The following is a 17,036-nucleotide window of genomic DNA, read 5'->3' on the forward strand; positions in this document are numbered from 1 at the left end:
TGAATCAGAGTCAGCGGCCCAAGTCCGATTTAACGAGTACACTGTAAAAAAAACCATCCATACCCTGCTCTCCCGGCAAAATCTGCTGACCATGGCCAGTTTTTCGACCCCAAGACCAGTTACCCAGTGCAACCTGGCAATCAGGGTGTGCAGCCACAAATTCGGCAACGTTGAGTTCGTTTTCAGCAGCAATAACCGAACAGGTGGCATAAACCATAATACCGCCCGGAGCGAGTAATGGCCATAAAGCATGCAATAAAGCATGTTGCGTTTGGGATACAGCACGCACTTCTTCATTGGTTCGCAGTAATTTAATATCCGAATGCCGGCGTATGACACCTGTTGCTGAACAAGGGGCATCCAGAAGGATGCGATCAAAGAGCGTTCCATCCCACCAGGTCTGCGGCATTGAAGCATCACCTTGCACTAAAGTGGCTTTAAGTTTTAATCTATCCAGGTTTTCCTGAACTCTCTTAAGACGTTTTACATCCACATCCAGGGCAACGCATTGAGCCAGTTCAGGCTCTGATTCTAAAATGTGGCAGGTTTTACCCCCCGGAGCACAGCAAGCATCCAGTACCCGCAGATCAGGTTTTAGTGACAGCAAGGATACCGCCAGTTGTGCAGCCGCATCCTGAACGGATACTAATCCATCCGCAAAACCGGGTAATTGATGTACGTCACATGGAGCAATCAATGCAATTCCCTGAGCAGCAACTGGATGAGCATAGGCTTCAATTCCAATCTTGGCACATTCGTTTAAATACTCTTCAACTGATATTTTTGAGGTATTGACTCTGAGAGTCATTGGAGGATGCTCATCATTAGCTTGAGCGATAGCTTGCCATTCATTTGGCCAATCGGCCTTTAAGCGTTGTAATAACCATTGAGGCTGTCCATAAACAAAACCGGGATGAGATCCCAGCTTGGCTATAATTTCCTGGTGTTGGCGGCAAAAATTTCTCAGAACGGCATTGAGCAAGCCCTTTGCCCATACTTTTTTTATTTTTTCAAGCAGCGCAACGGTTTCCTTGACTACAGCATAATCAGGCTTATTCATATAGTGCAGTTGATAAAGCCCCATCAATAATGCAATCCAGACCTCTTTTGATTTTGGCCTTTTATCTACCAGAAAATCAGCGATTGCTTCCAAGCGAAAATAATGACGGCAAAATCCAAAACACAGTTCTTTGGTCATAGGCGATAGATCTGCTGAAGCAGGCATCAATTGGGATAAGGAGGATTTTTCTTCCATCAATGCGGTTAAAATCTTTAACGCATGTAACCGTTCATTATTTTTCATTACAACACTAAACCTGCATGCAATTGGGTTTTCCCTGAATTCAGCCAGTCAGCAATTGAAATCGCTTTTCCTCCAGGAAATTGAATAACTTCAATCAGGATGGATTTATTTCCTGTAGCAACCAGCATTCCTTTTTTATCCAAATGAAGAATGGTGCCTGGCGCTTCTGAACTGATGGTGTCGGATGGCTGCGCCTTGTGAAGACGGAGTATTTCATCCCCAACATGAGTGTAAGCAATTGGCCATGGATTGAACGCTCGAATGGTACAATCAATGTGTTTTGCGGAATCATGCCAATTGATTCTCGCATCTTCTTTATTGATTTTACCAGCATAGGTGACTAACTCATTATTTTGAGCTTCAGGATGCGCCTTGTGAGCGGCTAATACGGCCAAAGTCGATAATAAAGGCTGGGCAGACAACTGAGCGAGCTTATCGTGCAGACTGCCTGCAGTATCGGTCGAGGTAATAGGACAATCGACTGCAGCTAACATATCGCCTGTGTCCATACCGACATCCATCTGCATAATGGTTACTCCAGATCGCTCATCACCATGTAAAATAGCGTGTTGAATTGGAGAAGCCCCCCTCCATCGCGGCAGCAAGGACGCATGGACATTGATACATCCCAGTCGAGGAATGTCCAATACGGCTTTTGGCAATATGAGCCCATAAGCAATGACGATCATCACATCCGGTTTTAATGCGGCCAATTCTGCAATGGTTTCGGGATTTTTAAAATTAAGTGGTTGATAAACTGGAATCTGATGCGCTATAGCCCATTCTTTTACCGCAGAAGCCTGCATTTTTCGGCCACGACCCGCCGGCCTGTCCGGTTGTGTGTATACCGCTGTCACAGAATGTGATGACTGGCTTAAAGCATCCAGGCATGGGAGTCCAAATTCAGGAGTACCTGCAAAAACTATATTTAATCCACTCATGATTTGCGAGCTTGTTGACGCTTGAATTTATCCAGTTTTCTACGAGCCATCATTCTTTTTAAAGGAGACAACAGATCGACAAACAATTTACCGTTTAGATGATCAATTTCATGCTGTAAACATTCAGCAAGTAACCCTTCGCCGGATATTTCAATAGGATTACCGAATCTGTCCAGTGCGTTGACTGTAACTTTTTCTGCCCTGATTACGGTGTCATAAGCACCGGGGACGGACAAACAACCTTCTTCAAATTCTTTTTCACCCTGAGCGGATACTATTTCCGGGTTAATAATAACCATCTGTTGCGTTTTATCTCCGATAATGTCAATTACCGATAAACGCAAACTCACTCCAATTTGTGGAGCAGCAAGACCTACCCCCCGTGCGTGATACATGGTATCAAACATATCGTCAATCAAAGTTTGCAAACTGTCATCAAAATTTACAACAGGCTGTGCAATCTTTCTTAAACGTTCATCGGGTAAATAAAGAATCTTTCTAATAGCCATTGGTAATCTGGTTCTCCACATCAAAGTCATGATATTATCCTCCATATACAGTAATGCTGCAAGATGCCCTGTCTCTTAATTACATCGCTGTCAACGTCCCCTGGCTTGATCTTGGTATCCAGTGTTTTAGAGCTTTTATTCTGGATTAGACGGTCTAACCACGAAACGATGGAGTGCAGAGCTGGACCTGAATTTAGAGATAGGTAAACGTTTCAGAAGACGCAAAGGCCAGACAAAGGATTGATACATGAGATATTTGCTCATTTTATTATGTTTTTTATTATCCCCTTTAAACCATGCATTAAGCCTGCGAGAAGACTCTCCCCAACAGTATGTTGTTCAACATGGGGATAGTTTATGGAGTATTGCCAACAAATACCTTAAAAATCCATGGGAATGGAAATCGTTATGGAGAGCCAACCCCAATATCCAGAATCCTAATCGTTTATACCCTGGGGCCGTTTTAATTCTGGATTATTTCCAAAATCAGCCGTACATCAGAGTACTGTCTAATGGGACAATCAAGCTATCTCCCAGAGTTCGGCCTCGTCAGGCTGACGAAGCGATTCCAACAATACCCTTAGTGGATATAAGACCGTTTTTAGATGAATCCTTAGTACTTGATGAAGACGTGCTGACCCGAGCGCCTTATGTGGTTGCGTTCATGGGAGAGCATATGTTAGGAGGGCAAGGCGCTCAAGTCTATGTCAAAGGATTACACCCTTCTACAGAAATGCCACCCGGGGGTAGTATAGCGTACTCGATATTCAGAGGCGGAAAAAACTACATCGATCCAATCACTAATGAGCTGTTAGGTTTTAACGCAAATCTGGTTGGGTACGGTGAATTGGTGGCCGGCGGTGATCCAGCAACATTATTGCTCACCAGCATTAGAGTTGGTATAAAAAAAATGGATAAGGTACTGATTAATAACAGTCCCGAATTTGATTTTTACTTCGAGCCTAAATCACCCGCCCGATCCGTTTCAGGCTATATTATTGAAATGCCTGGTGGCATGCCTTCTGGTAACAGTCAGGTTGCAGTGGGAGGTGTAATCGTCATTAATCTGGGCGTAACTTCCGGAATAGAAGCGGGCGATGTTCTTGGTATTTATGGTAAAAAACGAATCATTCGTGATCCCAAAAATCCACTAATCCCGATTAATCTGCCTCCCGAACGCATCGGTGAGGCCTTGGTATTTCGTCCGTTCACCAAAACCAGTTTTGCTTTAGTCGTTCGCTCTACCCGAGCCATATACTTAATGGATAGAGTTACCAACCCATGAACAATTTACCCTTTTTACTCGCATTAAACCGAATGAACAAAGTGGGTCCCCGCACTGTCAGGAAACTGCTTAGAAGGTGGCCAGATTTAAAAGAACTCTTTAATCTCTCAAAATCTGCTCTGGAGGAAGCTGGCTTACCCTCCGTATTGGCTCAAACCATAACAGAATTTAATCTGGATCAGATTCAAGAAGATTTAGCCTGGCAAAATGCCGCACCCGATCATCATTTATTAACCTGGAATTCCCCGAAATACCCGGAGCTATTAAAAGAAATCAGCGATCCTCCGGTAATTTTGTATGCAAAAGGCCAGTTATCTTCATTCAATCATCCCCAATTAGCCGTAGTTGGCAGTCGCAATCCCTCCATCACCGGAAGTGAAAATGCCAGAAGTTTTGCTAAATCACTTGCTTCCCATGGAATTACCATAGTCAGCGGATTGGCTCTGGGAATCGATGGTCAGGCGCATACCGGATGTCTCGAAGCGCATGGACAAACTATAGCAGTCCTAGGTACTGGAATAAACTGTATCTATCCTCGACGGCATATCAAATTGGCAGAACAAATTACTCAAAATGGTTTGTTACTCAGCGAGTTCCCATTAAATAGTCCACCAATCGCTGGACATTTTCCACGCAGAAATCGTATAATAAGCGGTTTATCATTATGCACATTGGTTATTGAGGCAGCAATTAGAAGTGGTTCCTTAATCACAGCAAAAATGGCTTTGGAGCAGAATAGAGATGTATTGGCTATTCCAGGATCCATCCATAATCCGTTAGCGCGAGGCTGTCATTATTTACTACAACAGGGTGCCAAGCTGGTGACCTCAGTATCTGATGTATTAGAGGAATTGAGAATTGAACCCCATCAACTAACTGATGATAAATCATTTTTTTCCCTTGCCAGCGGGAATGAAAACCTAGTAAAGTTCATTGGTTTTGAAATGACAAGCATCGATCAAATCATTGTACGTAGTGGATATACTCTCGAACAAGTTACTGGTGAACTTGCAGATTTAGAATTAAAAGGTGCCGTGAAGGCCGTACCTGGTGGCTATATAAGGTGTTAATATGAAAGATAACTTATTTGAAATGTTATTGAATTTATTTGAAACAAGCCTGACTCAACTCCAAAAAAGCCATAAGTCCGATGAGCAAGGCATACCGGAACTCACAGAAGATGATGAGATACTGCATGCAGAAGACCAGGCTTTATTTATCAAAACAGCCCAGGAACAATCAATACGAATTTTCACGTATGAAGAACAAATGAAATTGACAAAAGCCAGTTATCAATTTCTAATGCGAATGAAATTATGGGGTATAATTGATACAAACCTGTTTGAAACAATAATCAACCAATTACACGGCTCTGATTCGCGCATAGTAACATTACAAGAAACAAAATGGACGATTAGAAACGTTCTGGAAAACCACATGGATGAAGAACAGTTGGCTTTTCTTGATCTTGTGCTATACCAAAAAGAAGATGAACTAACATTAAATTAATTATCTTAAAGAACAAGTCACCAATATTTATCATGTCAACATTTGGTGAGCATACTACCAATTTTAAGGAAAGGTTTATTTCATATGAGTAAACACTTGGTGATCGTAGAATCACCTGCTAAAGCCAAAACAATTCAAAAGTATCTGGGTACCGATTATGACGTCCTGGCATCGTATGGCCACGTGCGTGATTTGCCTCCTCGTAAAGGCTCAGTGAATCCGGATAATCACTTCAATATGACTTATGCACCCATAGAAAAGAATGCACGACATATTGAAACCATAGCCAAAGCACTAAAAAAATCAGATTCATTACTGCTGGCGACTGACCCTGATAGAGAAGGCGAAGCCATATCCTGGCATATATTTGAATTAATGAAAGAGCGTAACCTGATTAAAGAAAAACCAGTGCATCGGATTTTCTTCAATGAAATCACCAAATCGGCCATTCAGGATGCCATCAATAACCCACGCACCATCTCCATGGATTTAGTCAATGCGCAACAGGCACGGCGTGCGCTGGATTATCTGGTAGGTTTTAATTTATCCCCCCTGCTTTGGAAAAAAATCCGCCGAGGACTCTCCGCAGGACGAGTACAGAGCCCGGCTCTTCGATTAATCGTTGAGCGAGAAGAAGAAATTGAACGGTTTGTAGCCCAAGAATATTGGAAAATTCTGGCTCAATGTCATCATGCAAATACAGGGTTCGAAGCCAGATTAACTCAATATAAAAACGAAAAAATACAACAATTTACCGTCACCAATCAAGATCAGGCACATCAGATAAAAGAGGAGCTGATCAAACAAGCTCAAGGTTATTTATCAGTTACTCAGATCGAAAAGAAACAAAGGAAACGAAAACCCTCGCCCCCTTTTATAACCTCAACACTACAACAGGAAGCAGCGAGAAAACTGGGATTCACAGCGCGCAAATCAATGATGGTGGCTCAGCAGCTGTATGAAGGTATCGATATTGGAACGGGTACAGTAGGTCTTATAACCTACATGCGTACAGACTCGGTTAATCTGGCAACTGAAGCGGTAGATGAGATTCGAGAATACATTACTCAACGCTATGGCGCAGATAATTGCCCCCAAGCACCTCGTGTGTACAAGACTAAATCTAAAAACGCCCAGGAGGCTCATGAGGCAATTAGACCCACATCGGTGAAACGCTCCCCTGAAATGGTTCAAGATGCATTGACCACTGATCAATTCAAACTATACAGCCTTATATGGAAGAGAACCATCGCCTGCCAGATGGAAGATGCGGTTATGGATACTGTTGCCGTTGATTTTAGTTGCGGTGAAGGCACTCTGTTTCGCGCTAATGGTTCGACTGTTACATTCCCAGGTTTTCTTACTGTATACGAGGAAGGGAAAGATGATTCCAAAGATGATGATAATGAAGGCAGCCTATTGCCTCCATTTACCGTCGGTGAAAAAGTAAAAGTAGCGGATATTGAAGCCAATCAACATTTCACAGAACCGCCTCCACGTTATTCCGAAGCAACTCTTGTAAAAGCATTGGAAGAATACGATATAGGTCGTCCCTCCACCTATGCAGCCATTATTCATACTTTACAGCAACGTGAATACGTAGTGGTAGATAAAAAACGATTTTTGCCCACTGATGTAGGCCGCATAGTGAATCGTTTTCTGACCAGTTATTTTACCCGATACGTTGATTATAAATTTACAGCGGGACTTGAAGATACACTTGACGCAGTAGCTCGAGGTGAAAAGGAGTGGATCCCGGTATTGGAAGAATTCTGGCAACCTTTCGTACAACAAATACAGGATACGGATGAACAGGTTCAACGCAAGGACGTCACGACTGAAGTCCTGGAAGAACAATGCCCCAAATGCCAAAAACCACTCTCCATAAGACTTGGTAAACGTGGTCGGTTTATTGGTTGCACAGGATATCCAGAATGTGATTACACCCAGGATATGGGTGGTCAGGACAATGAAAAAACTGAACCGGAAGTTGTAGAAGGTAGAAGTTGCCCTCTTTGCTCCGGTGCGTTGCATATTAAAACAGGACGTTACGGTCGATTTATAGGATGCAGCAATTACCCTCAGTGCAAACATATGGAACCGCTGGAAAAACCGGCTGATACCGGAGTTGTCTGCCCCAAATGCAATCAAGCGAAAATTCTACAGCGAAAATCCAGAAAAGGTAAAATTTTCTACTCTTGTGGCGACTACCCCAAATGTGACTATGCTTTATGGAATGAACCCATTGATAAACCCTGTCCTCAGTGTGCATGGCCTATACTTACTGTAAAAGAAAGTAAAAAATTTGGCCGTCAAATTTTATGCCCGCGTGAAGGCTGTGGATATTCTCATAAGGAAGAATAGAAACTCAGGGATAAAATAGAATACAGGGAGGAAATCAATGTTTAGAGAACTCATCAACATCATACCGTTTAACTTGTTAATCATTTTATTGATGTTGGTGTTTATGCTGATTACTTATCTGTTTTCTCGTATCTCAAATACCTGGTTTCATATTTCTGCTGGTGAAGAGCATGTCAAACTAACTAATACCCTTATGGGTATATTAGCCAGTGGCTTTTTTGTTTTGCTCGCGTTTATTATTATCAATACGTGGAATTATCAGCAAGATGCTCGCAATGCCGCCTCTAAAGAGGCTTATTATCTGGCAGTTATGCTTCGAAATATTGCCGCATTTCCAGCTGAGCAACAAAATAAATTAAAACAAAACATCGCCAATTATACAGTCCACGTCCGTGTTGATGAATGGAAAGCCATGCGTAAAGGGCTTGATAGTCCTGCGGCATGGGATAGCCTGGAAAAGCTGTACTCTCAAATTCAAAATTTACCAGCAATCACTTATCAAGATAAACTCTATCACACCCTTCTTACCTCAAATGTCAATTACATTCTACAATCCCGAAGAGACAGGCTGAGTAAAGTTGAAAGCATTATTCCTAAAACCTTAATCGATACCGTTTTTGTCTATTCGATATTCCTGGCCATTATAGTGGGCTTGATCCGAGGAAGAGACAACCTCATTAACCTGACGCCAGTACTGCTTTTTTCAGGGTTATTGGGCTTCAATTTAGCTCTTGCGCTTAATTTTGACTACCCATTTTCAGGGGAAATTAATGTAACCAATAGTGATTTTTATAAGGGAGCATTAGGAGACTTCCCAGATCAAACGAGTGATTAACAGAGCTTATAGAGAGAAATACAGTTCACCACCAACCAGAGTGATCCGCATTCCCAATATTCATTTAAATTCTTTTATTGAGGTTCATTCATCAACTGCTCAATGTACCGTCTGCATGTTAACGGGTGGTGCAAAAAATTGATTAAATGGCGTGTTCCACCAGTTCCGGTGATAACCAATGCACCGTAGCGCAATATACTTCCCAAAATGGATTGACGAATATCAATGGTTTCAATTTTACTTAAAGGGATATCAACAGTCTGCCTGACTATAATTCCGGTGCGTAAAATAACCTGTTTTCTTTTAATGGTTATAGAGGAAAAATAATAGGTAACCCAGGTCATCAAAATCCAAAGCAAGGCGAATACAATCAAGAGGAGGCTAACTTGCCGCAATTGAACAATGTACACATAAAGTGCACTTGCTAATACCAAACCGAGGATGGGACCGAAAAATATAATCCAATGCAATCGGGTAAAGTAAATCACGTTACTGTCTGTATTTGTCTCAGCCATTTTCCACCTTGATGTATGCTCTGAAAAGAAACGCCGTTATTGATATTGCTGTTGTATTCTAAACATAAAACAGTAAATTTAGCGATAGTTCTATTCTTTATGTTACTATCAATCCGAATAGGAATACAGTTGTGTTCACGATCATTTTGAGAATAAAATATGCGTATTATCAGTAGATGCCTGAATAAACAACTTCTGGACATATGCCAGCGCTCCATGCAACTGGAAGAACTCTCCAAAAAGGTATCCCAAATCCTTCCTGAAAATTTGGCCTCTGCATGTCACGTGGGTAGCTTTTCAAAAGGTTGCCTGACGCTCACCACTTCCAATGCAGCATGGGCATCACAATTACGCTATGCCATACCCGAACTACGCGACAAATTAAGAAAAGAAGCGGGCATGTACCAACTCACATCGATAAAAATCCAGCTGGTTGAGCCGATCGTACAAAGCACCAAACAACCGCATTCTTCTCATCAATTAACAGACAAAGCCAAAGCGTCAATTATTCGTGAAAGTGAACAGTGCTCTTATCAACCCTTGCGCAAAGCGTTGCTACATCTTGCCAATGGCGAACATGAGATTTAATCCTGGCTTAAATCAAGCGAATTTGAGCTGTCTCCAGGCTTCAAATAAAATGATAGCCACAGCATTGGATAAATTCAGGCTACGGCTATTCTCAACCATTGGAATGCGAATGGATGCATACTGAGTTCTGATTTCGGCAGGCAAACCTCGAGTTTCCGGTCCAAATAATAATATATCATCTGGTTGATACTGCACTTCACTGTAACTCTGGTCCGTCTTGGTAGTACAACAGAATATCCTGCGCCCCTTATGCTGTTCCTGAAAATCATTCCAATCCGCGTAGTGTTGAACCGAAGCCCATTCATGATAATCCAAACCAGCTCGACGCATCCGTTTATCATCCAATTCAAAACCTAAAGGATGAATCAAATGAAGCTGGGCGCCACTATTTGCACATAATCGAATGATATTGCCCGTATTAGGGGGAATTTCAGGCTGATAAAGTGCAATGTGTAACATGTGCTTGTACCTCATTCTGTTTTCGGGCATTTAGCCCCATATCAATTGGCCGTACTGTACATGAAAAACAGTTTACTGAATACGGTGGAGAAGAATGTTGGAAATAAAAAGAGATGAATCGTGAACAAAGCTCATCTGATTATCCTGTTTGATCAGTTAAAGCACTTGAAAATCGCCTCGCCACCCAATCCTGATCGAGGTATTCAAAACAATCATGCAAAAAATCAGTTAATTCGTCTTCTTCAATAATATGCTCAAAGCCGATGGGTTCTACCTCGTGATGAATGTACTCACCAAAATAATGCATGGAAAAATCAATATAATCCCGTGTGTGCAATATAAAGGTATGCCACATCTCGTCCAGAACCAATAAAGGACCAAAAAGATAAGTCCGTTTGCCGTTTTTAGAACGTTGATAGTTTAACCACAGCCAGGATAACAAATCTTCAAATAAACATTGCCCATCATCCTGGGAACACTCAGGATGATGGTAGCAAAAATAATTAATTACATTCTGATTCTTGTATCGTTTCAGATCATGAAGGCTTGGAATCATTATCTGCAACAGGTTTTTTTCGCACTAGGCTTCTTGGTAACAAAACGAATGATACGGCACATCATTTCTTCTTTAGTCATCATCTTCTCAATAAAGGATTAAGGGACGATAGTTTATCCTATTGTTTAGAAAGGGCGCAATTGAATGTTCTTATTTTCATCAACCAGCAGCATGTGATGTTCAGGCACATCTTCCCAACCCTCAGCCAAATCATTCAATTTTTCAGAGGAAACGACTATATAAGCCGGTTTTCCCTCTTCTTTTATCCATAGGCCATGAGTCGCTAAAACATAGCCAACCAGATAATGCATTGTTAATGGCTTTTTCTTTTTATGACTGGTATATCGCGTTGCTATGATTCTTTTCCCATCGGTTAGACATACATTGTAATAAGAAACACCAGGATGACCGAACTCTCTAATGACATCCTCTACGCGAAGTATCGTTTCCTGTAAGACGTCTGCAACCACGGTCATCTGACTTAAATCGCGCCCTTTGGCAAGTTGCCAAAACAAAGCAAATAAATGCTCGGAATCCGTTTCACCTTTAACCCAGTGGTAAATATCATCATCCAGTAAATGCCTTATATGTCGTTTCACGTTGATAAAATCGTGAATTTCACCATTATGCATTAACATCCAATCTCCATAGACGAAGGGATGACAATTATAATTAGTCACTCCGCCAGCACTGGCTGAGCGAACATGAGCAAAAAAACAGGGAGATTGAATTTTGGCTGTTAAATTCAACAAATTTCTATCATTCCATGCAGGGAAAACAGAGGTAAATAAAGCAGGATCCGAGCTTATTTCAGGAGCATACCACCCAACCCCAAAGCCATCTCCATTGGTTCGCAAATTGGTTTCACGCGCATGCAGACTCTGCATAATTATGGAGTTCTTAGGTTTGACTAATACATTTTCCAATAAAGTTGAACGACCTAAATACGCAACGAGTCGGCACATAATACACTCCATCGTTAATATTTTTACTACTGTTCCAATACCTTTTGCTAGGGGCTGTTGACATTTCATTATGTTCGAGCCTACTTTCCGCGACTTGTTCGCGGAATCGATAGATCGTGCGCAAAGCAAGAATATATTGCGCCTATAAAGAGTGAATTGGATCCTACGAACAAGTCGCGGGACGTCGAAACTTGAATTGTCAACAGACCCTAGTGCCTGAAGCTACTAACTTTTCTAACCTAACTATAGCAAATTACTATAGCAAATTTTGTTTGTTCCTGTTTCTTACCAAATAACACACCTCTGCTTATTGACCATGGGACTGTCGTCCGTAAGTTTATAAGCCTCTCTAAACTCAGGCATATTGGCAAAACTGCCATTAACTCGATATTGAGCTGGTGGATGAGGATCAGTTGTTACTTGATTCTGTAATTGCTGGGGTCGGATATTCTTCGCCCAAACATGTGCAGCACCCAGGAAAAATTGCTGCGCAGGGGTAATACCCTCTATAGTTTTGGCAGTTTTATAATCGTTTGATTGCAAAAATGCTTTATAAGCTAGAGTAAGCCCCCCCAGATCTGCAGCAGCTTCACCAACGACCAGTTTTCCCTGTACGCGCAAATTGCCATCAACCACATAGTTGGAAAATTGATCTGCAATACATTGAGTCGCATTGTTAAATTTGGTCAAATCTTCAGGCTTCCACCAATTATTCAGGTTTCCATAACCATCAAATTGTGCTCCTTGATCATCAAAACCATGAGTGATTTCATGTCCCATCACAAATCCGATCGCGCCATAATTCACTGCAGCAGGTGCATCAGGATCAAAAAATGGAGCTTGTAATATCCCGGCAGGCATATTGATACTGTTCATTGAAACATCGTAATAAGCATTAATCGTTTGTGGTGTCATCTCCCATTCAGATTTATCAATGGGCTTACCAATTTTCTCCAGATCTCTATTAATCAAAAATACATTGGCCCTTATGACGTTTAACACATAAGGTCCTCTATCCACTTTTAGTTTGGAATAATCCCACCATTTTGTCGGATAGCCAATTCGTTGCTGCATTAAGTCCAGTTTTTTCAGTGCTGCTGTTCTTGTTTCTGGAGACATCCAACTCAAGGAAGCCAGATCGTTTCGCAAAACACTACGAATATTCTTCAGAATTTCTTCGACCTGCTCTTTGGCCTTCGGAGGAAAATACTTCTCTACATACATTTTACCAATCGCAAATCCTAACGCTCCATTTTCTGTATTCACAACCCGTTTCCATCGAGGTAATAATTTTTCAATTCCTGTAAGAGCACTGACCATCTTAAAATTCTGATCTACAAAAGGCTTGGAAAGATAGGAAGCAAACGCATCGATTAAATGCCAGCGTAAATAGATTTTCCACTCATCCAGGCTGATTGATTTTAATAAATTATTCATACCCTTAAAAAAATCAGGCATCGCTAAATTAATGCTGGTCAGTTGATCCTGACCTATAGCCTTTAGATAATAGGGCCATGAAAATTCAGGGGTAATTTGTTCTAGCTCATTAAGCGTCATAATATGATATACCGATTTGGGATTACGACGTTCGATTATAGGCATTGAAATTTTAGCCAGCTGGGTTTCAATATCCATTACGGTTTTTGCTTCCTTGGCAGCCTTTTCCGGGCTGTCGCCAAGTAACTGAAACATCTTGTCGAGATGATTGACATAGGCTTCGCGAATTTTTTTAAATTTTGGATTATTGCTTAAATAATAATCGCGTTCTGGCAGACCCAGGCCGCCTTGAACGGCAGCTCCTATCATCAAATTGCTGTTTTTATAGTCCTGCATGCTGCCAAAGCCAAATAAAGCATCGACACCTATTTGATGTAAATGGACCAGTTCCTTTTGTAAATCATCAAGAGAGTTTATCGAGTCAATGCGAGAAAATTCAGATTGTATGGGGGTAATACCCACCTTGTTGATGGTTGTTTCATCCATTCCACTAAAATAAAAATCACCTACCTTTTGCTCTATGCTGCCCTCTTTAGCGTGGGTATCTTGCGCAGCATTAATGAGCATCTGATGAATGATATTCTGAATTTTTTCATTGAGTACATTAAAACTGTCCCAGGAGGCATATTCAGCGGGTATAGGGTTATTTTTTTGCCAGGCTCCATTTGCGTATGAATAGTAATCCTGACCTGGTAAAACTGTAGGGTCCATCCAGTGCAGACGGAGTGCGTCACGTTGTTTGGTGTCAATCGTAGCATCGGCTAAAGACACTGCAGAACTACAGATCAGTGAAAGAGTTATTAATCCTGTTTTGATTTTCATCGTGCGACTCCTTTGCCTTTATATCCAGAGCATATTACAAATTAATAGAAAACATCCAATCAATTTAATATTACTGAGATAGATACATCACTATTAAAGATTTATTTAATGAGAACCATAGCATCACTGTAATGGAACTCCGCTACTGTGGAGATGAACTGATTTATAAGTCACACCAACACGTTTTTTAGCCTTTAACCAGGGTGTTATGGCAAGTCATTAAATGACTATCAACACACCCTGAATGAAGCTAAAAAATAGCCTGATGGTGTCATTATGTTTGAATTAGGCTTCGACAGGATAATATTCAGATTGCATTGATGGCAAATAATTTTCTGCGTCAAAATAGGTATATTCCCAAGCGTCTTGCCTGACCATTAATTCACGTAATAACCTGTTATTCAATTCGTGACCTGATTTATACCCTTCAAATGCACCAATTAAACTGGAACCCAACAAATATAAGTCACCAATTGCATCGAGAACTTTATGAGTCACAAATTCTGATTCAAAACGTAATCCATCTTCATTAAGTACACGGTAATTATCAACAACGATAGCATTATCCAGGCTACCGCCTTTAGCCAAATCACATTCCCGCAATTTTTCATAGTCGGAAAGAAAACCAAAAGTTCTGGCACGGCAGACTTCTTTCACATAGGAAGTGCCTGAAAAATCAAAACTAACGGTTTGGGGCTTATCATTAAATACAGGGTGATCAAAATCAATAGTGAAAGAAACCTTATACCCTTTATGCGGTAAGAACTGAACGTATTTACCATTGTCTTCAACACGAATGGGCTTAAGAATACGGATGTACTTCTTGGCAGCATTTTGCTCTTTTATGCCAGCAGATTGAATCAAAAAAACAAAAGGTGCTGCACTGCCATCCATAATCGGTAACTCTGGCGCATTGACATCAATGTAGGCATTATCGATACCTAAACCAGCCAAAGCAGACAGGAGATGTTCTACAGTTGCAATTTTAACATTTCCATGATGTAAAGTAGTACAGAGCATGGTATCCCCGACATATTCGTAGGATGCTGGAATTTCGACAACTGGTGACAGATCCACTCTTCTAAAAACGATCCCTGTATTAACAGGAGCGGGTCTTAAGGTTAAAAGCACTTTCTCACCGGAATGCAACCCAACGCCAGTAGCCTGGATTACCTTTTTAGGAGTTCTTTGTTTTATCATTCAGTGCTCACCTTTTATCTTTATTTATTTTGCGCGCAAAAACCTCTTGATCTTAGCAACAATTTATTGATTAGTCTAATTTTTTTCTATACTTAAACCGTATAGACCTATTTTTCCCTAAAAATAATGCCAGGATTTACGAAAAACACTTAATTGATTCGTATTATCCAGAACGCATCTCTAATCTAAAATCAATACATTAATCAAGAACAAATCATTTATTTGACAGCCTGTTTCAAGCGTCATTCAGACGATCACAACCTTAAAACGCACAGCCTGCATAAGACTGTGCTCCATTTTAAAACTCAGAATCGTTTAAAAAATACACTCGAGTATTCGTGCAACTAGGCTTCCTCTTCCTGACGACGAAGGAAGGCTGGTATATCCAGATAATCAACATCTGGAACACTATCACTTACAGGATTTTTAGTTTTTGCAGCAGATGGAGATAAAGAAGCATTTTGAGCTTGTTTACGAATAACCGCAGGCCTATCCAATTGGTGATAGTCAAGAGACCCATCACTGCGAGTGGATTCCATTAAACGAGCTCTTTGACCTTGTTGTTGCGGCTGTTGATGACGTTGTCTCATGTCACCCAAACCAGTTACGATTACAGTAACCCGCATTTCATCAGTCATATCAGGATCAATTACGGTACCCACGACCACGGTTGCATCATCGGAAATAAATTCTTTAACCACGTCGCCAACTTCTTCAAACTCGCCAATAGACATATCCAGACCGGCAGTAATGTTGACCAGTATTCCTCGTGCTCCGGAAAAATTCACATCTTCCAGTAAAGGTGAAGCGATTGCTGCTTCAGCTGCTTGTCTGGCTCTTTGCTCGCCTACAGCACTTCCTGTTCCCATCATGGCCATACCCATTTCTGACATTACTGTTCGCACGTCAGCAAAATCCACGTTGATTAATCCAGGACGAGTAATTAAGTCCGATATACCCTTTACGGCACCAAGCAACACGTTGTTTGCCGCTTTAAACGCATTCAGTAAACTGATGTTTTTTCCTAAAACGCTTAATAATTTATTGTTTGGTATTGTTATCAATGAATCAACATGCTCAGCCAAACGACGGATTCCATCTTCAGCTGCAAGTGCTCGTTGCTTTCCTTCAAAAGAAAATGGCTTGGTTACTACAGCAACGGTCAAGATTCCCAATTCTTTGGCAATCTCGGCAAATACTGGTGCAGCACCTGTTCCAGTGCCTCCGCCCATACCGGCTGTAATAAAAACCATATCCGCACCGCTTAAGATTTCTCGTATATGATCTCTGTCTTCTTCTGCAGCTTCACGGCCGATTTGAGGATTAGCTCCTGCCCCCAATCCCTTGGTCAGTTCGTCACCTAATTGAATATGAATTTTAGCATTGGAACCTTTTAATGCCTGGGCGTCTGTATTAGCACAAATAAACTCGACACCATCAATATTTTCAGCAACCATATGTTCCACAGCGTTACCGCCGCCACCACCAACACCGACTACTTTTATTACAGCATTATTATCATGATGGCTGCTTTCCATTAATTCAAACATAACCCCGCTCCCCTAGTGTGCTGCTTTGTTCTGCTTATCACTTTAAAACAGTTTTGAACATGTTGCATTATGATGCAACCCCTAATCGTTTACTCAATCGTCATGAGCATTCGTCAAAATTTTATAAAATCATGTGTC

16 protein-coding genes are annotated in these 17,036 nt (G+C 41.2%); 6 read left to right on the forward strand and 10 right to left on the reverse strand.

The window, feature by feature from the left end:
• Positions 1 to 10: 10 nt before the first annotated feature.
• The 3 genes from rsmB to def are packed head-to-tail and all read right to left on the reverse strand — an operon-like array spanning position 11 to position 2,753.
• Positions 11 to 1,303 (reverse strand): 16S rRNA (cytosine(967)-C(5))-methyltransferase RsmB, encoded by a 1,293-nt coding sequence (gene rsmB / locus ELY21_RS02470; protein WP_127106579.1) that lies wholly within the window; start codon positions 1,301 to 1,303, stop codon positions 11 to 13.
• Complete coding sequence (gene fmt / locus ELY21_RS02475) at positions 1,303 to 2,244, reverse strand: methionyl-tRNA formyltransferase (RefSeq protein WP_127106581.1); 942 nt, start codon at positions 2,242 to 2,244, stop codon at positions 1,303 to 1,305. Before fmt ends, rsmB begins: the two co-directional genes overlap by 1 nt.
• Positions 2,241 to 2,753 carry a peptide deformylase gene (gene def / locus ELY21_RS02480; RefSeq protein ID WP_028383195.1) on the reverse strand — a complete coding sequence of 171 codons (513 nt, stop codon included), beginning with the start codon at positions 2,751 to 2,753 and terminating at the stop codon, positions 2,241 to 2,243. The genes fmt and def overlap by 4 nt, the downstream gene beginning before the upstream one ends.
• A gap of 247 nt (positions 2,754 to 3,000) precedes the next feature.
• On the opposite strand from def, the gene ELY21_RS02485 reads away from it, so the two are divergent.
• From ELY21_RS02485 to ELY21_RS02505, 5 genes are all read left to right on the forward strand, one after another.
• Entirely contained in the window at positions 3,001 to 4,038 is a 1,038-nt protein-coding gene (locus tag ELY21_RS02485; protein WP_127106583.1) for a LysM peptidoglycan-binding domain-containing protein, read from the forward strand.
• Positions 4,035 to 5,108 carry a DNA-processing protein DprA gene (gene dprA / locus ELY21_RS02490; protein WP_127106585.1) on the forward strand — a complete coding sequence of 358 codons (1,074 nt, stop codon included), beginning with the start codon at positions 4,035 to 4,037 and terminating at the stop codon, positions 5,106 to 5,108. The genes ELY21_RS02485 and dprA overlap by 4 nt, the downstream gene beginning before the upstream one ends.
• A gap of 1 nt (position 5,109) precedes the next feature.
• Positions 5,110 to 5,547, forward strand: a complete 438-nt coding sequence (locus ELY21_RS02495; RefSeq protein WP_127106587.1) for a DUF494 family protein — start codon at positions 5,110 to 5,112, stop codon at positions 5,545 to 5,547.
• An 84-nt stretch (positions 5,548 to 5,631) separates the two neighbouring features.
• Complete coding sequence (gene topA, locus ELY21_RS02500; protein ID WP_028383191.1) at positions 5,632 to 7,911, forward strand: type I DNA topoisomerase; 2,280 nt, start codon at positions 5,632 to 5,634, stop codon at positions 7,909 to 7,911.
• A 37-nt stretch (positions 7,912 to 7,948) separates the two neighbouring features.
• Positions 7,949 to 8,746, forward strand: coding sequence for a DUF4239 domain-containing protein (locus ELY21_RS02505; protein ID WP_127106589.1), 798 nt, complete (start codon positions 7,949 to 7,951; stop codon positions 8,744 to 8,746).
• A gap of 74 nt (positions 8,747 to 8,820) precedes the next feature.
• Here ELY21_RS02505 and ELY21_RS02510 read toward each other — a convergent pair whose 3' ends face one another.
• Positions 8,821 to 9,261: a PH domain-containing protein gene (locus ELY21_RS02510; protein WP_127106591.1), complete on the reverse strand. Its 441-nt coding sequence runs from the start codon at positions 9,259 to 9,261 to the stop codon at positions 8,821 to 8,823.
• A 159-nt stretch (positions 9,262 to 9,420) separates the two neighbouring features.
• Between ELY21_RS02510 and ELY21_RS02515 the strand changes: the two genes are divergently transcribed.
• Positions 9,421 to 9,849 carry a DUF721 domain-containing protein gene (locus tag ELY21_RS02515; RefSeq protein ID WP_127106593.1) on the forward strand — a complete coding sequence of 143 codons (429 nt, stop codon included), beginning with the start codon at positions 9,421 to 9,423 and terminating at the stop codon, positions 9,847 to 9,849.
• 12 nt (positions 9,850 to 9,861) lie between these two features.
• On the opposite strand, the gene trmL is transcribed toward ELY21_RS02515, so the two are convergent.
• From trmL to ftsZ, 6 genes are all read right to left on the reverse strand, one after another.
• Entirely contained in the window at positions 9,862 to 10,308 is a 447-nt protein-coding gene (trmL, locus tag ELY21_RS02520; RefSeq protein ID WP_127106595.1) for a tRNA (uridine(34)/cytosine(34)/5-carboxymethylaminomethyluridine(34)-2'-O)-methyltransferase TrmL, read from the reverse strand.
• Between the two features lie 139 nt (positions 10,309 to 10,447).
• Positions 10,448 to 10,864 carry a hypothetical protein gene (locus ELY21_RS02525; protein WP_127106597.1) on the reverse strand — a complete coding sequence of 139 codons (417 nt, stop codon included), beginning with the start codon at positions 10,862 to 10,864 and terminating at the stop codon, positions 10,448 to 10,450.
• A gap of 125 nt (positions 10,865 to 10,989) precedes the next feature.
• Entirely contained in the window at positions 10,990 to 11,829 is an 840-nt protein-coding gene (locus ELY21_RS02530; RefSeq protein ID WP_127106599.1) for a class II glutamine amidotransferase, read from the reverse strand.
• Positions 11,830 to 12,114: 285 nt separating this feature from the next.
• Entirely contained in the window at positions 12,115 to 14,148 is a 2,034-nt protein-coding gene (locus ELY21_RS02535; RefSeq protein ID WP_127106601.1) for a M13 family metallopeptidase, read from the reverse strand.
• 285 nt (positions 14,149 to 14,433) lie between these two features.
• The gene (gene lpxC, locus ELY21_RS02540) at positions 14,434 to 15,348 is read right to left on the reverse strand and encodes a UDP-3-O-acyl-N-acetylglucosamine deacetylase (protein WP_028383183.1); all 915 of its coding nucleotides are present in this window, start codon (positions 15,346 to 15,348) and stop codon (positions 14,434 to 14,436) included.
• A 344-nt stretch (positions 15,349 to 15,692) separates the two neighbouring features.
• Positions 15,693 to 16,898, reverse strand: a complete 1,206-nt coding sequence (gene ftsZ / locus ELY21_RS02545; protein WP_127106603.1) for a cell division protein FtsZ — start codon at positions 16,896 to 16,898, stop codon at positions 15,693 to 15,695.
• Positions 16,899 to 17,036 lie beyond the last annotated feature (138 nt).

It is taken from the genome of Legionella sp. km535 (assembly GCF_003990085.1).
Taxonomy (GTDB): domain Bacteria; phylum Pseudomonadota; class Gammaproteobacteria; order Legionellales; family Legionellaceae; genus Legionella; species Legionella moravica.

What these genes read in the sequence shown, in the direction of transcription:
- trmL (WP_127106595.1), bottom strand. Translation starts at nt 10,308, where the DNA reads ATGTTACACATTGCACTTTATCAGCCTGAAATTCCCCCTAATACGGGC.
- def (WP_028383195.1), bottom strand. Translation starts at nt 2,753, where the DNA reads ATGGCTATTAGAAAGATTCTTTATTTACCCGATGAACGTTTAAGAAAG.
- ELY21_RS02505 (WP_127106589.1), top strand. Translation starts at nt 7,949, where the DNA reads ATGTTTAGAGAACTCATCAACATCATACCGTTTAACTTGTTAATCATT.
- dprA (WP_127106585.1), top strand. Translation starts at nt 4,035, where the DNA reads ATGAACAATTTACCCTTTTTACTCGCATTAAACCGAATGAACAAAGTG.
- ELY21_RS02525 (WP_127106597.1), bottom strand. Translation starts at nt 10,864, where the DNA reads ATGATTCCAAGCCTTCATGATCTGAAACGATACAAGAATCAGAATGTA.
- fmt (WP_127106581.1), bottom strand. Translation starts at nt 2,244, where the DNA reads ATGAGTGGATTAAATATAGTTTTTGCAGGTACTCCTGAATTTGGACTC.
- ELY21_RS02535 (WP_127106601.1), bottom strand. Translation starts at nt 14,148, where the DNA reads ATGAAAATCAAAACAGGATTAATAACTCTTTCACTGATCTGTAGTTCT.
- ELY21_RS02510 (WP_127106591.1), bottom strand. Translation starts at nt 9,261, where the DNA reads ATGGCTGAGACAAATACAGACAGTAACGTGATTTACTTTACCCGATTG.
- ftsZ (WP_127106603.1), bottom strand. Translation starts at nt 16,898, where the DNA reads ATGTTTGAATTAATGGAAAGCAGCCATCATGATAATAATGCTGTAATA.
- ELY21_RS02515 (WP_127106593.1), top strand. Translation starts at nt 9,421, where the DNA reads ATGCGTATTATCAGTAGATGCCTGAATAAACAACTTCTGGACATATGC.
- rsmB (WP_127106579.1), bottom strand. Translation starts at nt 1,303, where the DNA reads ATGAAAAATAATGAACGGTTACATGCGTTAAAGATTTTAACCGCATTG.
- ELY21_RS02485 (WP_127106583.1), top strand. Translation starts at nt 3,001, where the DNA reads ATGAGATATTTGCTCATTTTATTATGTTTTTTATTATCCCCTTTAAAC.
- topA (WP_028383191.1), top strand. Translation starts at nt 5,632, where the DNA reads ATGAGTAAACACTTGGTGATCGTAGAATCACCTGCTAAAGCCAAAACA.
- lpxC (WP_028383183.1), bottom strand. Translation starts at nt 15,348, where the DNA reads ATGATAAAACAAAGAACTCCTAAAAAGGTAATCCAGGCTACTGGCGTT.
- ELY21_RS02495 (WP_127106587.1), top strand. Translation starts at nt 5,110, where the DNA reads ATGAAAGATAACTTATTTGAAATGTTATTGAATTTATTTGAAACAAGC.
- ELY21_RS02530 (WP_127106599.1), bottom strand. Translation starts at nt 11,829, where the DNA reads ATGTGCCGACTCGTTGCGTATTTAGGTCGTTCAACTTTATTGGAAAAT.